Here is a 14510-nt window from a genome sequence, read left to right on the forward strand (position 1 = left end):
CTTAGCTAGTTTCTCTGCTTTGGTAAAGTTTAACACAGTAGGTATGAGAGCAGCCTAGAGGCATATTACCAAAGCCATTGGCAATACAGAAATGGTAAGGATTCTTCCTCAGTTGGAAATTATTTGCAATAATGTTCTGAGAACTACTGAGAATGAGATGGGTCATCACTTTGTGCCAGAGAAAGGAAAACCTTGGAGCCGACGACAAGTTTTGCAGCTGGGATTGGCAGGCGGTATTGGGATAGCCGGTGCTGGAATAGCACTCCAAACTCTGATATCAAAACGAACATCACAGGTAAAGGTGCCGCCAATACCCAGCGATACACCAAACTTTGGCAATGGTATTAACCCAATGGCGATGCTGCGCGATTTTGACTACGGCACCGTCAAGCGGGAAAACGGGCGTACCATCCGGGAATTTCGGATGGTTGCCAGTACTTCCACGCTTCAGCTCAATAGTGCTGTCACCTTCAATACCTGGAATGTGAACGATCGCGTACCTGGGCCAACGCTGCGGGCGCGTGAGGGCGATCGCATCCGAGTCCTTTTCCACAACAAAGGCGGACATTCCCACTCCCTGCATTTTCATGGCGTCCACCGTTCGGAGATGGATGGCGTAAAACCGATCGCAAATGGTAGCGCCACAATTTATGAGTTTGACGCCGAACCTTATGGCGTCCACCTTTACCACTGCCACGTTGAGCCCGTCACTCGTCATATTGGCAAAGGGCTGTACGGGATGTTCATCATCGATCCACCGGGTGGGCGTCCCCCAGCTGATGAGATGGTGCTGATCATGGCTGGCTATGACATAAATGACGACAAACGCAACGAACTCTATGCCTTTAATGGGTTGCCGCATTACTATATGCACCATCCCATCCCCATTTACAAAGACCAACTAATCCGGCTGTACGTCCTCAACATGATTGAGTTGGAAGCTGCTGTAACCTTTCATCTGCACGCCAACTTTTTTGATGTTTTTCGCACGGGGATGACCTTAACGCCTAGCGAGAAGGCGGATGTAATTACGATGGGCGTAGCTGAACGTCACATTCTAGAGTTTGTCTTCCGTTATCCGGGGAAATATATGTTTCATCCCCATCAAGATGCGATCGCCGAAGCAGGTTGCATGGGCCAGTTTGAAGTGATTAACTAGGTAGCCATAATTAAACGTAAAACTGCCGCGCCCTTAGAAACCCGGTTTCTGGGTGTTCAGTAAAGCACTATAGCCTTACTGCAAGTGATTTTAAATATATTTGATAATTTATCTCATTAAATTTACTTAATAAAAGTACATATTTTAAATAATTTGCCGTTATACAAGGGTTTCAGAGTTAATTTACAAAATTTAATAGAAATTATTTGCAAAAAACTTGCTAGTGATGCTTTACTTTGTACAGAAGCTTATTGACTAATTTTTGCAATAAAAGCTGCCATGACAACCGTAGTGATGTCGCCCGACACCGGGGGCGGACAAGTGGACTTATTGCAATAACTCAAAGTAGAGGATACCTCATGCAAACCTATGACAATCCCAATGTGAAATACGACTGGTGGGCTGGAAACGCCCGCCTCGCAAACCTTTCCGGCACATTCATAGCCGCCCACGTAGCGCAGGCGGCGCTGATCGTTTTTTGGGCTGGAGCCTTTACCCTGTTTGAACTTTCTCAGTATTCGCCCGATCTGCCCATGTACGAACAGGGGCTGATTTTGCTCCCCCATTTAGCCACTTTGGGCTTTGGTGTGGCAAAAGGCGGTCAAATAGTTGACACCTATCCCTATTTCGTTATTGGAGTCTTGCACCTAATTTCATCCACTGTTCTGGGTGCGGGCGCGCTTTTCCATAACTTTAAAGGCGCAGCCGACTTGAAAAAAGAGTCCGGTCGCGCTCGCAAATTTCACTTCGAGTGGAGCGACTCCAAGAAGCTGGGCTTCATCTTGGGACATCACCTGATTTTCCTGGGAGTGGGCGCTATGCTGCTAGCAGCTAAAGCCATGTACTTTGGCGGACTATACGACAGCACAATTCAAGACGTTCGCGTAATTACCGACCCAACTCTTAACCCGTTTGTAATTTACGGCTATCAAACACACTTTGCGAGTGTGAACAACTTAGAAGATTTAGTCGGCGGTCATATCTATGTTGGCTTACTTCTAATTGCAGGCGGTATTTGGCATATCATCATACCGCCGCTTCCCTGGGCGAAGAAGCTTTTGATCTTCTCCGGCGAAGCTATTCTTTCTTACTCTCTTGGCGGTATTGCTTTAGCAGGATTTGTTGCGACTTACTTCTGCGCCGTCAACACCTTAGCCTATCCCGTGGAATTCTACGGGCCAGTGCTGGAAGTAAAACTGGGTATCACCCCATATTTTGCTGACACCATACAGTTGGCGAACGGCGCTCACACGCCTCGTTCTTGGTTGGCAAATGCCCATTTCTTCTTGTCATTCTTCTTCCTACAAGGTCATCTGTGGCACGCACTGCGAGCGATCGGTTTTAACTTTAAGGAAGTTGAAAAGGCATTGGATACTGCTGTAACCGAGGTGTAAAACCTCAGAATTATGTAGGGTGGGCAATCTCCACCCTACTCCTAATCTTCGCATCCAAAATTGATATCGGGATTTAATTAGCTTGAAGGTATGCAAATGCTGACTGTGATTTTTTGTTCTTTCTGTGCTTGGATGTTGCCGGTCTTATTTTTTGTGAGTGTATTTGTTACGCTCAATAAAGGAGTAGCTTATGTGAAACGTCTGCATCAAATTCCCTGCGCGGGTTGTGATTTTTTCACTAATGACTACCGTCTCAAGTGTACGGTGCGACCATCGATTGCTTGTTCGGAAGAAGCGATCGGCTGTCGTGACTTTGAACCGAAAACTTCAGCTTGTAATGCTTGTCAGAAATACGCAGGATCTGATGTAATACGTAAGTTTAAAGCATAAACTTTCAAAATTCAGGAATTATAGCTAGGGATCGGCGGCGTCTGATTGTTTTAAATTAATCAGTTATCCTCGCATGGTGCTACATACACGAAGAGTTCAAAAAAATACCATGAATACTTGTCCTTGTTGTTCTGCCAAGATGCTACGCCACGTTAATCGTAGTGGCGTTTATTGGTTTTGCCCCCATTGTCGTCTGGAAGTAACGGATTTGTCTAATTTGAGTTTAATGGTTGAGCGGAAAATTCCTAATTATTCCCTTACTATCCAAAGAATACCAATGAAGCAGCGGCTGCATCCGACTTTGGAAAAAATACCTGGCGATTTCTAATCGCGGCTACACAAACTCTTGTCCGCAGCACGCACTTTTACAGCGGCTTGCAGCCCTTATGAAGTACACGCCAGAAACCCGGTTTCTATGTACCTCACCGATCCCAAAGGCGCTGTAGGCGAGGCTGAGCCTCCTGTGTCCGCACTAAACTTAGTGCCATTTATATATAGCCTGGGTCGGCAAGCTTTGTTTGTGTAGCCCCAGTATGAGAGGCTAGTGGGCGATTTAGTGAAATTTTACGACATCCGCAAACAGTTGCGACCATCTTGTTTAGCTTTGTACAAGTTGGCGTCAGCTTGAGCGAGTAAAGTTTCACCGTCGAGTTTGTTGGTTTGGGTGGCGAGCGCTCCCCCAATACTAACTGTAATTGATAGCACCAACTCGTCAGAAACCACAATCGGATCGTTAGCAATGTTCCACTGTTCCCAGTTCCGCACCATCAAGCTAGCCGCCACAGTTAGAACAATGCCGATACAAATTGCCAGCTGCACTGGTACGTCCCGATACGCAGCTGGCATACTCTGATAAAGCGATCGATAGCGTCGCATTTATAGTTCAGGCTTTTATTTATAAATTTTATCAATTACTTCCATCCGCAGAACCCTAATATTCAAGAATCTTTTCCGGCGTAACGATCGTCCATTAGAGCCGGAAACCTATGCAGGCTGGTAGATTGGTGACCCAGGCGATCTAGAAAGTCCTTACCAAATAATTGTAAGCTTATTAATAAATTTTATCAATATATTATAATAAAATTTGCCCACTTCAGAAGCGGTGCTGGGTTGCACCGCTTCTGAAGTGCTGAGTGGTGAGTTTAGTGAAAAAGATTTTTAACTGTATTGAAAATCTTTCTCACTAGCTATAAAATAAAAATTTTCAAACTCCCAAGCCCTAACCCCCCGCGCTATAGACCCCCAACCCCTAGAATTAACATGATGTTTACTTTTCGTTCTTTGTCACTAGCCGTTTCGATCGCCAGCCTAGTTGCCCTCACCTCCTGTGGCGGTAGTCAAAATACAGAGAGTACGTCAACCCCAGCCGCCACTTCCAGCCCTGTAGCCGCCACGGAGATGGGAAGTAACAATATGACAAGCACTGGCAAGCCGAAAATCAATATTAATACGGCAATTTTGTCGGAATTAGATAAGTTAGAGGCCAAATTAGGTGTTCCAGCCCTATCCAACAAAATTCAATCCAGTCGTCCCTACGGCAACATCGAGGAACTGGTGTCTAAAAAGGTGATCGACCAGCCGCAATTTGACCAGATTAAAGATATGGTGACGATCGAAGATGTCGTACTCACGGGTGAAGCCAAAGATGTTGACTACATGACCAAACTCGGCTTGATGAAGGGACATCTTCTGGTAGCTAAGGAACTGCTGGATTTGCAACAGCCAAAGCAGGCTGAACCTCACATCGGTCATCCGGTAGAAGAGATTTATGTCGATGTGGAAGATCAGCTTAACGAACGCAAAGTCAAAGAGTTCAAGACGACTTTAGCTGGTCTGCAAGATTTGGTAAAATCTAAGCCGAAGGATGCCAAGGTGGGTACGGAGTTTGCCAATTCCATGCAGGCGGTGGATGGAGCGATCGCATCCCTACCAGACACTCAACGTCAGTCTCCTCAATTTGTATTGAAGGTGATTAATGGGTTGCTGGATACCGCTAACTCCGAATATGGAGCTGCGATCGCAAATGGCAAAGTGGCAGCTGCAATTGAGTATCAAGACTCACGCGGCTTTGTCAACTACGCCAATACCCTTTATAAGACGATCGCCTCTAGCGTAGCTAAGGAAAATCCAGAAGCTCACAAAGCGATCGAAACCACTATGGCTCAGCTGAGCAAAGCTTGGCCCACCGCCACCGCCCCAGCTGCCCCAGTGCTGACCCCAGAGGAAGTGTCACAGCTGATTAAGACAATTGAGCAAAATACCCAAAAGGTAGGAAAATAACATCACGTTTGTGTTGCCAATGTTAGCAGGGAGCGTTTGAGTTTTGGCTTCTAGCTTCCTACTGACACTTTTTTTGGCCCGATCGCAAATAACCTTGAATAGCTGGGACTATACTTTTTTATCATGAGCTTAACCGAGTCTGGAAACTCTAAAATAGATAATATTTACCTTAAAGAAGATTTGATGAAAGCAAATATTTTTCAAATTTTAGAGCAAAATTTATTTTTTTGTGAATATCAGCCAATAGTTTGTCCAACAAATAATATCATTCATGCTTATGAAGCATTGGCCAGATTTAAAATAAATGGCGAATACATTCCACCAGACTTAGTGTTTGGTTCCCTACATCAAGACAAAATGCTATTTTTTAAACTAGAATCTCGAATAAAAAACTTTCAAATCTGCCATAGACCAGCAAATTTTAATCTATTTTTAAACTTAGATCCCCATGTTTGCGAAGAAGATTATCAGTTAGAATATTGGTTATCTACCTTTTCCAACCAAGTAAACCTCGTAGTCGAAATTATTGAAAATACCAGCGTCAGCAATCTTTATAATATTAAAAAATTCATGCAATTATTAGGAAAATGTGGGATAAAAGTTGCTTTAGATGACATCGGAGGGATAAATAACTTATTTTCTTTTGAATTGCTGGAATATGCCAATTACCTTAAATTTGACAGGAGGTGGTTTGAACTAATATATTATAGTGAGTCATACAAAATTATCCTCCAAGGTTTGATTGCCTTTGCCAAATCCAAAGGCAATCTGTGTATATTTGAAGGAGTTGAAACAGAAGAACAATTGAAATTAGCTGGCGAATTAGGTGTAGACTATGTACAGGGGTTTTTGTTCCGAGATCGGTTTATACTAGCTCAAGGGAATGAAAGCCCAAACTTGATGGATGAAAATTCCATTTTCTAATTGTTAACTCATCACTTTATAAGGATGAAAAATCGTGAGAGAACTTGACCACAAAAAGACTGTAGACCTGCTAAATACCATCATGGAATTTGAACTGGCAGGCGTCGTGCGTTATACCCACTACTCCTTGATGGTCACTGGCCCCAACCGAATTCCAATTGTGGAGTTTTTCAAATTGCAGGCAAATGAATCATTAACCCATGCCCAGCAAGCCGGAGAAATTCTCACTGGTTTAGAGGGACATCCTACCCTGCGGATCGCTCCTATGGAAGAAACCTACAAACACACAGTGCGAGATATTTTGGAAGAAAGTTTATCCCACGAAAAAAAGGCGCTCGATCTTTATAAAGCCTTACTAGAGACAGTTGAAGATGCCAGCATTTATCTGGAAGAATTTACCCGTACCATGATTGGTACAGAAGAAATGCACAACATCGAAATCAAAAAGATGTTACGCGATTTTAGCTAATGTTTATTCAGATATTAGCGATCTTTTGACTTTTGACTTTTGAGTTACTATGGATTTTAGTTCTGCTTTACCTACGTTTATCATTACCCTGCGAGAAGGGGTTGAAGCGGCTTTAGTTGTGGGAATTGTGCTAGCTTTGCTCAAAAAAGCCAAGCAAAGCAAACTCAACCCGTGGGTTTATGCCGGGATCGGGGTTGGAATTATAGCCAGTGCTATGGTGGGTGTGCTATTTAGCTGGATAATTCAATGGCTAGGCACATCGAATACCCAGTATGCGCCTGTAATAGAGCCGCTGCTAGAGGCTGTTTTTGGCGTGGCGGCGATCGCAATGCTCAGCTGGATGCTAATCTGGATGACCCAGCAAGCACGTAGCCTGAAAGGTCAAGTCGAAGGAGCCGTAACCGCTGCTCTCAAAGACGATGCGGCAGCCGGTTGGGGCGTTTTTAGCCTCATTTTAATCGCGGTTTTGCGCGAAGGCTTTGAAACCGTTCTGTTCATAGTAGCCAAATTTCAACAAGGATTAATTCCCGCGTTGGGCGCATTAGGCGGTATAACAATGGCAGCTGGGATTGGCGTACTTCTATTTAAATGGGGAGTCAAGATCGACATCCGCCGATTTTTCCAGATAATGGGAGTTTTTTTGCTCCTAATTGTAGCTGGTTTGGTTATTTCGACAATGACAGATTTTGACACTGCTGTTAAAACTCTCTCCCAGATGAATCGCGAGTCAGAATCTCTTTGTTTTTACTATGAAAGGTTTACCAAAAACTCCTCCTGCATTTTGGGGCCGATGGTTTGGAATACTACCCAAGTCCTGCCACAAAATAAGTTTCCCGGCATTATTCTGCATACCCTGTTCGGCTACGCCGATAAGCTGTATATCGTGCAAGCAGTGGGTTATCTAGTGTTTTTATTTACCATCGGCGGTCTTTACTTCCGCAGCTTAAACAGTCGAAATCCTTTGCCTGCGAAAAATGGTAAAAGCAGTTCCACAACTGGTGACAAATCAGTCAGTTCTCGATAGCCATAAAGATAATCGACTTTTCTGGCGCTCTTAATCTCTCATTTTTGTCAATAAGCCCCGTCTAATAGACCTCTCCAAAAAAGATTGTAGAGACGTTTCTATCAACGCTCTCTACAAGGGTTTCAGCTAACGCACCTTTAATTTTTGGAGATGTCCAATACAATTTAAAACTAGCATATTGATAAAAGACGGGACTTATTGACAAGCTGGCGAGGGCTAGGGCAACTCCAACTCTTGCTTCTTTTCCAAATCCCTTACGGAGTAGTAAGCTAACACGCATCTAATTCGGATATTTCTAATCCGGCAATCAAACCTTCAATTCCTCTCCCACTCCCCCACTCCCCCACTCTCCCACTCCCGCTAAACATACAAATTAAATGCGTAGCAGCTTAACCTTTCCCCTCTTCCCTAGCCCCTAGCCCCTAGCCCCTAGCCCCTAGCCCCTAGCTATATATTCAATTTGCGCTTATTCTTCATCAAGGCTGGGGGAAATAGTGCGCCACACTCGATGAACTAAACTTGTAGAAGCAGAAAACAAGGCGAATCCAATTAGCGGGTGAAGTATTCCCAAAGGCAGGGGAAATTTCAGGTGAATTGTCAGGAATTGCAGCCCTAGTAGTACTGGCAGACTTACCGTAAGGCTACGAACTCGGCGCGAAAATGGAACCCAGTATACCCATACCAGCAGAATGAGTGATAGCCCACTGTATCCTCGTACCAGCCAAACATGGGTGTTCCACCACTCAGGGTTGTAAAAGTGTGCCAGTCCGACTGTCAGTACTTGAGCGATCGAGCAGAGGTTGAACAGTACTGCTACGATGTAAAAAAACATTTGACTCTGGCGTTCTGATGCCTGTACGCCATCAGAACTAGAACTTGCAGTCATGCTAAAAATATCCTTTAAGCTGGATTGGTAGAGGATTTACCTCTACTAAAGCTAAGGTAGAATGTGCTACCTAACTCCGCCTAGACCTCGATCGGGTACACTTTGCTGTGTTATGGCTAACTTGCAATCTTTATTTCAAACCGTCACTCAAGCCAAAGACGAACAGGAGTTGCGATCGCACATTTACGCAGAAGTGCGCGAGTATTTCGCCGCCAAACGATCGGGATTATTTTTCTTCGACGCGCCTTACAGCACAATACCCGATCAGGCTCCGCAACGCTGGCGCGATCGCAATCTTCAAAACCTCGTGCAACTGGCGTTATCCACCGAATACAACCCGATTTTGCGCTACCTGGTGGAACGACACGCCCCTGCTCACGAAGCTTTGGTCGGATCGCCGAAAGCATGGCAATTGATTTGTCCGCGTGCCGACCACTGGCACGTCATGGCTGGCCCGATCGTAAACCAAGGACAATTAGTTGGTGCAGTTGGCTTTACTCGCGTGCAAGGAATGCCCTCTTTCGATCCGCAAAATTTGATGGATTTGAGTGCCCTTTGTCTTCACCTCTCGACTTGGGTGGCAACAGTGCGATCGTCACAGCAAATGTTCAAGACAAATCGCCTCACATCCCGCGAACTGCAAATTGCTTCACTCGTAGCGCAAGGGCGAACAAACGCAGAAATTGGTGTTGAACTTTGGATTACTGAAAACTCGGTGAAGCAAGCTTTAAAGAGAATGTTTCGTAAGCTTGAGGTTTCCTCTCGTACCCAGATGGTTACTCAACTTTCTGCCAATACAAAACTTTTCTCAGCTAGCAGCAAACCTGGCTGATTTGCGTTCGATTTATCGAAAAATTTGCATCCCCAACCCACAAATTCATAGACTCAATTTATACACCGCAAGAAACGGGTGGTTTTGGGCTTACACCATCAGTAAAATCAGGGAATAGAAAAACTCTCTTGACTCAGCCTATATGACTTCAATGAAGAGTGTGAGTGTCTATAACAGCAAAGACTACAGCCGAATTGCAGGTGCGATCGCATTCATGCGGAAACATCATCTGACCCAACCCGATTTGGCAACTGTGGCACAGCACATCGGTCTTAGTGAGTATCATTTTCAACGGCTATTTAGCCAATGGGCAGGCATCAGTCCCAAGCGTTTTTTGCAATATCTCACTGTTGAATATGCCAAATCAAAAATCACCCAGACTAAAAGCCTTTTAGACCTGACCCTAGATGTGGGACTCTCAAGTCCAGGACGATTACACGATTTATTTGTGAACATAGAAGCAATGTCTCCTGGTGAGTTCAAGACAGGAGGAGCAGGGAAACAAATTCGTTATGGGATTCATGATAGCCCATTTGACAAATACCTACTTGCCACAACATCTCGTGGTATTTGTAATCTGTATTTCTTAGATTCATCAGATCAGCAGACTGCCGAGCAAATGCTTCGTCAGTCATGGGGAAGTGCTGAAATTATCTACGATCCACAAGCCACTCAACCTCTGCACGATCTGATTTTCAATCCAGATGGCTTTATTGATAAGAAACCATTAACGCTTTTGGTCAAGGGCACCAATTTTCAGATTCAAGTTTGGCGGGCACTTTTGAGAGTACCATTTGCAGGCATCGCAACTTATCAGAATATCGCCTCACTAATTGGTCGTCCAACTGCTGCTAGAGCCGTGGGCAATGCTGTGGGTAATAACCCTCTAGCCTATCTCATTCCCTGTCATCGTGTGATTAGGGAATCTGGGGAACTCGGCGGCTATCACTGGGGCAAGGAACGTAAGGCAGCCATTTTGGGTTGGGAAGCCAGTCGTACTTCAGGGGGCGAATCTTTCAATCAAGTCTGATGTGGCAACGCATTTTCATGCTCAATAGCCTGATGGCTGTAGGAAACCACACATTTAGAGGAAGGACGTATGGGTGTTGCGCGATCGTTAAATTAACCGTTGGTAGCAGTTTTCCAGGTTAGTTTTTTCGAGGCGATCGCATCCAAACACAATATAACATTGTCAGCAGTAACCATCCCGATGCACAGCAAAAACCAGGAAATGCAACGGGAATGGGTAAAAACTGTGCGTTAACTTCAATCAACTGATTAACATAAGGTTGAACAAAATTGTCATAGGCATTTTCTAAGGCTTCCCGTTGTTTGATTTTATTGATAGGCGCTTGGTCGATCCCAAACCCAAGTTTATTTTCAGGTAAAATATCCATATTTGTCTCTCCAGAAGTATTGATGGAATCAAGCTTTTTTGCTTGTTAATTTCACCGTAGGAGAGAAGAAATAGAGATAAAATTAGTAATAAATAGAAATCAAATAGAAAAATTCTATTTGACGCTGGAGGCTTCAGCAGTCCAATTGTTTCTGGAAAAATCCGTCAAATTACAGGACTGACGCATCGCTTAAAAATTATTAATGAAGATAAAAAAAATAATCTCGTTTCCTGGTAAATGTCGTAAAATAAAATATAGTTGAGCGATTGTGGGCTAGATGAGCGATCCAAAGTATCAACGGCAGTTTTTAGAAGACTTGGCAACCCAGTACAAGTTTTATGGAGATACGCGGACGGCTTTTTTGGGTCGCTTCGCCCAAGAGAATGCGGATAAACAAAATAACCAACTGCGCCTGACTTGGACAAAAGACGACCTTTTAAATAAAGAACAGAAGATCCAAGATGAGTTAAAGAAAATTTATCCTGCTTTGCGAGAAAATGGCTGTGACATTCCAGAAACCAAGCAAGGGAGATATAAAAAAGGTGAAAGTCCTTGGGAACTGGCGTATAAGTGGCTATGGGAGGTAAAGTTTCCAGAGTGGAAACAAAAACAACCGGAAACGGATAAACCCACAGAAATCCTCAAGCGTTGCGTATTAGGACTCAAGGGAAACTATCAACAAGCACAACAGAAAATCACCGAAATTACCCAACATCTGCAAACACTCCTCAACGATGACACCCTCTCGATTACCGTAGAAGAAGGCAGTATTATTATCATTGTCGAGAGTTCCCAAAGCGACTACGACCAAATCAAAAAACGCCTCATTGGTCGAGAGATTGCGGGTTTTCCGGTAGAATATGTGATTGATGAGTGGCAAGATGTCTGTCGTCGGATGTTGAAAAGTCAGACTCAGTTAAGCAGTAATAGTGTCTTACGTCGCGCTTATTGTAATCGTAATTTAATTGAAGAAGAGTTATTTGTTGATTTGGCACTGGTGCAACCGAAAAAAGACCGCAATAAAGCACACAAACAGGATATCGAACCTCATCGCGGTTCCGAATATTACACCCGACAAGAAGAAGCAGTAGAGAAACGGTTTGCCTACCCGGAGTTTCTCAAGGAAGTGATTAGCAAACCCACTCAGAAAAATATTGCCATTATTGGGGAACCCGGAGCGGGAAAAACCACTTTATTACAGAAATTGGCGTTTTGGTTATTACAAGAAACCGATGATTTGGTAATTTGGATACCCCTGCGAGATTTAGGCGAGAAACGCTTGGGGGACTATTTACAAAAAATTTGGCTCAAAGATGCTTTGAGGTCTGCTAGAGAGGAAATTAAGGCAGACTGGGAGCAGAAATTTAAGGATGGTAAAGTTTGGTTACTGTTGGATGGTTTGGATGAGATGGGGGATACAGCTAGGAATGCCTTATCGTTCCAAGGTTGGGTGACACAAGCTCAGTTAATTATCTCCTGTCGGTTGAATCTGTGGCAAGCAAACCCCGTGCAGTTACAGGGGTTTCAAACCTATCTCACCCAACCGTTTCAGGATGAACAAATGCAGCAGTTTATCCAAAAGTGGTTTCGGGTTTTGTCAGGGGAAGGACAGGATGTGAGGTTAGCTGAATCCTTGTGGTCAGCACTGCAAACTACAGGTAAGGAACGGATTCAGGATTTATGCCGCAATCCCCTCCGTTTAACGTTATTATGCTCGATTTGGCAAGGGAGAAAGGGAGATTTACCGGATACCACTGCTAAGTTATATCAGAAGTTTGTGGACTATATTTATGAGTGGAAGAAAAAAGAGTTTCCGGTGACAGATGAGGAAAGGCAACGTTTAAATTCAGGTTTAGGAGAGTTGGCGAAAGCATCCCTAGAAAGGGAGGTAACTCGGTTTCGGTTAACCCATCGGTTTGCGTGTAAATATTTGGGAAAACCGGATAATAATTCTCTGTTAGACACGGCGTTAAGGTTGGGTTGGTTGAATGAGGTGGGGGTGGATGCGGATGAACCGGAAGATCCGGTTTATGCGTTTTATCATGCTACTTTTCAGGAGTATTTTGCAGCGTTGGCAGTGGATGATTGGGATTATTTTTTACCTCGGAATCATGTTAATTTTCTGGTTGAGGGGAAGAAATATCGGATTTTTGAAGTGCAGTGGAAGCAAGTGATTTTGTTGTGGTTGGGGCGTGGGGATGTTGCGGATGAGGAGAAAGAGAAGTTTATTCAGACATTAGTTGAGTTTGAAGATGGATGTGGAGAGTGGAATTTTGACAAAGTAGATAAAGGATTTTATGAATATAGAACTTATTTTATAGTAGCAACAGTAGTTGCAGACTTTAAACAATGTACTTTATTTAAAGAAATCATAGACAAAATTGTTCAATATTCTTTTGGTTCTTTTAATGAACAGAAAAAAGATCGTGAAAAATATTTATCGCCGATCTTTTCTGCCTCAAGAAATGTATTACTAGCAGAGATAGATAAAAAAAGCGCGATTGCTGTATTAGAGCAAATGTTAGATCGTTCCGATATTGACGTTCGTCTCCAGTGGCTAGCATCTGACGCTTTAAGAGAAATTGCTCCGTCAAATAACCAAGTCATACTTTTCTCAAAGAAACTTTTATCTAGCTTAGACTCTAACACATTAGTATCCTTAATTTTGGAGGAAGCTGAATCAGTTAATGACCAGACTATTTCTACCTTATTGTCACAGTTAACCAACCCTGATTTTCACACTTGGCGTGAAGTAACCAGCAGTTTAATGCAAGTAGCACTAGGAAATAATCAGCTTATTTCTGCATTAGAACAACTGAGAAATGATGCTAACGTACTAGATACAGTATTTGAAGTTGCAAAGAAAATTTTACCCGAACACTATCAGGTAATTCAAGCATTATTTGGCGTGATAAAAAATACGGAGAATGAAGATAATGATGGCGTTTCTACAGAGAGTTTAGAAAAACTTACTCTGGCAAATAATCAGGAGGATGTGGAATTAGTTCAGGTACTAAAAACTACTGAAGATAAATATAGTCGGAAGGAAGCTGCGGAGAGTTTGAAAGAAATATTAACCACATCCGAACAATATGCAGGTGTCGTCTTAGCCTTAAAAGACTGCCTCAGCGATGAAGTTTACCAAAACAACTTTGACCGATTCAATCAATGCTACAAAGTCCTTTGGGATTGTGCCGCCAACCTGCCCTATCCCGAATTTTATCAAGCATGGCATCATCCCCCCACAACCCCCCATCCAGAAGTCGCAGAACACACCCCAGTGGGGCATAACTCAACCATTGCCAGCCTAGAAACTCAACAGATAGACCTTTTCGGGCAACTGCAAAATCTGCCCATTTTTTGCCTCAAAGCCCACATCCTAGCCACCGAAACCAGAGAAAGCGAAATCGCCAAAACTCTGTGCAGACTGATCTGGAAACAAGCCCTTCCCAATCAACGCTATCCCCAACCCACCACACCCGCCGATCTATGCTATGAACTAGATGAACTCAAACTCACCCTCAACCTATCCAAACTCGCTATTTTACTGACAGAATGCGAAACACCCACCCCAGAATTAATTGCCTTTTGCCACAAACTCACCGACACTGTTGATATTGCTTGGTTAACGGACGAACCCCTAGAAGCGCCGTTAAAAGGCTTTCCCCCTCATCAATCTAACCTGTTATCTGCGATTCAAACCTGGTTAGAGGAGACTTGAGAAACCGGGTGTATAAAAGGTCAAAATCAATTAA

The 14510-nt window shown here is 43.7% G+C and carries 14 protein-coding genes; 11 read left to right on the forward strand and 3 right to left on the reverse strand.

What is annotated here, in order from left to right; translation table 11 throughout:
* Nucleotides 1-91: 91 nt before the first annotated feature.
* The 4 genes from LAY57_RS04175 (at nucleotide 92) to LAY57_RS04190 (ending at nucleotide 3271) form a co-directional block, all read left to right on the forward strand.
* Nucleotides 92-1159: a multicopper oxidase domain-containing protein gene (locus LAY57_RS04175; RefSeq protein WP_476727007.1), complete on the forward strand. Its 1068-nt coding sequence runs from the start codon at nucleotides 92-94 to the stop codon at nucleotides 1157-1159.
* A 359-nt stretch (nucleotides 1160-1518) separates the two neighbouring features.
* Nucleotides 1519-2553, forward strand: coding sequence for a chlorophyll a/b binding light-harvesting protein (locus LAY57_RS04180; protein ID WP_249065043.1), 1035 nt, complete (start codon nucleotides 1519-1521; stop codon nucleotides 2551-2553).
* Nucleotides 2554-2649: 96 nt separating this feature from the next.
* Nucleotides 2650-2943, forward strand: coding sequence for a hypothetical protein (locus LAY57_RS04185; RefSeq protein ID WP_249065044.1), 294 nt, complete (start codon nucleotides 2650-2652; stop codon nucleotides 2941-2943).
* A 109-nt stretch (nucleotides 2944-3052) separates the two neighbouring features.
* Nucleotides 3053-3271 (forward strand): hypothetical protein, encoded by a 219-nt coding sequence (locus LAY57_RS04190; protein WP_249065045.1) that lies wholly within the window; start codon nucleotides 3053-3055, stop codon nucleotides 3269-3271.
* Between the two features lie 236 nt (nucleotides 3272-3507).
* On the opposite strand, the gene LAY57_RS04195 is transcribed toward LAY57_RS04190, so the two are convergent.
* On the reverse strand, nucleotides 3508-3789 hold the full coding sequence (locus tag LAY57_RS04195) for a GGDEF domain-containing protein (protein ID WP_249065046.1): 282 nt from the start codon (nucleotides 3787-3789) through the stop codon (nucleotides 3508-3510).
* 414 nt (nucleotides 3790-4203) lie between these two features.
* Here LAY57_RS04195 and LAY57_RS04200 point away from each other — a divergent pair, with 414 nt between their 5' ends.
* The 4 genes from LAY57_RS04200 to LAY57_RS04215 all read left to right on the forward strand — a co-directional run bounded on the left by LAY57_RS04200 (nucleotide 4204) and on the right by LAY57_RS04215 (nucleotide 7640).
* Nucleotides 4204-5223, forward strand: a complete 1020-nt coding sequence (locus tag LAY57_RS04200) for a ComEA family DNA-binding protein (protein ID WP_249065047.1) — start codon at nucleotides 4204-4206, stop codon at nucleotides 5221-5223.
* Between the two features lie 123 nt (nucleotides 5224-5346).
* A complete protein-coding gene (locus tag LAY57_RS04205) occupies nucleotides 5347-6147 on the forward strand; it encodes an EAL domain-containing protein (RefSeq protein WP_249065048.1) in 801 nt (266 codons plus the stop codon).
* A gap of 34 nt (nucleotides 6148-6181) precedes the next feature.
* A complete protein-coding gene (locus LAY57_RS04210) occupies nucleotides 6182-6616 on the forward strand; it encodes a ferritin-like domain-containing protein (RefSeq protein WP_249065049.1) in 435 nt (144 codons plus the stop codon).
* 49 nt (nucleotides 6617-6665) lie between these two features.
* Nucleotides 6666-7640 (forward strand): FTR1 family iron permease, encoded by a 975-nt coding sequence (locus LAY57_RS04215; RefSeq protein WP_249065050.1) that lies wholly within the window; start codon nucleotides 6666-6668, stop codon nucleotides 7638-7640.
* A 466-nt stretch (nucleotides 7641-8106) separates the two neighbouring features.
* Here the strand turns inward: LAY57_RS04215 and LAY57_RS04220 are convergent, their stop codons facing one another.
* Nucleotides 8107-8526: a DUF6220 domain-containing protein gene (locus LAY57_RS04220; RefSeq protein ID WP_249065051.1), complete on the reverse strand. Its 420-nt coding sequence runs from the start codon at nucleotides 8524-8526 to the stop codon at nucleotides 8107-8109.
* A 112-nt stretch (nucleotides 8527-8638) separates the two neighbouring features.
* Between LAY57_RS04220 and LAY57_RS04225 the strand changes: the two genes are divergently transcribed.
* Nucleotides 8639-9358: a helix-turn-helix transcriptional regulator gene (locus LAY57_RS04225; RefSeq protein WP_249065052.1), complete on the forward strand. Its 720-nt coding sequence runs from the start codon at nucleotides 8639-8641 to the stop codon at nucleotides 9356-9358.
* Between the two features lie 142 nt (nucleotides 9359-9500).
* Nucleotides 9501-10388 carry a bifunctional transcriptional activator/DNA repair enzyme AdaA gene (locus LAY57_RS04230; RefSeq protein WP_249065053.1) on the forward strand — a complete coding sequence of 296 codons (888 nt, stop codon included), beginning with the start codon at nucleotides 9501-9503 and terminating at the stop codon, nucleotides 10386-10388.
* Nucleotides 10389-10506: 118 nt separating this feature from the next.
* Here LAY57_RS04230 and LAY57_RS04235 read toward each other — a convergent pair whose 3' ends face one another.
* Nucleotides 10507-10755 (reverse strand): hypothetical protein, encoded by a 249-nt coding sequence (locus tag LAY57_RS04235; RefSeq protein WP_249065054.1) that lies wholly within the window; start codon nucleotides 10753-10755, stop codon nucleotides 10507-10509.
* Between the two features lie 277 nt (nucleotides 10756-11032).
* Here LAY57_RS04235 and LAY57_RS04240 point away from each other — a divergent pair, with 277 nt between their 5' ends.
* Nucleotides 11033-14476 (forward strand): NACHT domain-containing protein, encoded by a 3444-nt coding sequence (locus LAY57_RS04240; RefSeq protein ID WP_249065055.1) that lies wholly within the window; start codon nucleotides 11033-11035, stop codon nucleotides 14474-14476.
* Nucleotides 14477-14510: the final 34 nt, after the last annotated feature.

It is taken from the genome of Argonema antarcticum A004/B2 (genome assembly GCF_023333585.1).
GTDB lineage: Bacteria > Cyanobacteriota > Cyanobacteriia > Cyanobacteriales > Aerosakkonemataceae > Argonema > Argonema antarcticum.

Coding starts and splice junctions, on each gene's coding strand:
- LAY57_RS04190 (WP_249065045.1), top strand. CDS start 3,053: ATGAATACTTGTCCTTGTTGTTCTGCCAAGATGCTACGCCACGTTAAT.
- LAY57_RS04180 (WP_249065043.1), top strand. CDS start 1,519: ATGCAAACCTATGACAATCCCAATGTGAAATACGACTGGTGGGCTGGA.
- LAY57_RS04220 (WP_249065051.1), bottom strand. CDS start 8,526: ATGACTGCAAGTTCTAGTTCTGATGGCGTACAGGCATCAGAACGCCAG.
- LAY57_RS04205 (WP_249065048.1), top strand. CDS start 5,347: ATGAGCTTAACCGAGTCTGGAAACTCTAAAATAGATAATATTTACCTT.
- LAY57_RS04225 (WP_249065052.1), top strand. CDS start 8,639: ATGGCTAACTTGCAATCTTTATTTCAAACCGTCACTCAAGCCAAAGAC.
- LAY57_RS04185 (WP_249065044.1), top strand. CDS start 2,650: ATGCTGACTGTGATTTTTTGTTCTTTCTGTGCTTGGATGTTGCCGGTC.
- LAY57_RS04235 (WP_249065054.1), bottom strand. CDS start 10,755: ATGGATATTTTACCTGAAAATAAACTTGGGTTTGGGATCGACCAAGCG.
- LAY57_RS04215 (WP_249065050.1), top strand. CDS start 6,666: ATGGATTTTAGTTCTGCTTTACCTACGTTTATCATTACCCTGCGAGAA.
- LAY57_RS04200 (WP_249065047.1), top strand. CDS start 4,204: ATGATGTTTACTTTTCGTTCTTTGTCACTAGCCGTTTCGATCGCCAGC.
- LAY57_RS04175 (WP_476727007.1), top strand. CDS start 92: ATGGTAAGGATTCTTCCTCAGTTGGAAATTATTTGCAATAATGTTCTG.
- LAY57_RS04195 (WP_249065046.1), bottom strand. CDS start 3,789: ATGCCAGCTGCGTATCGGGACGTACCAGTGCAGCTGGCAATTTGTATC.
- LAY57_RS04240 (WP_249065055.1), top strand. CDS start 11,033: ATGAGCGATCCAAAGTATCAACGGCAGTTTTTAGAAGACTTGGCAACC.
- LAY57_RS04230 (WP_249065053.1), top strand. CDS start 9,501: ATGACTTCAATGAAGAGTGTGAGTGTCTATAACAGCAAAGACTACAGC.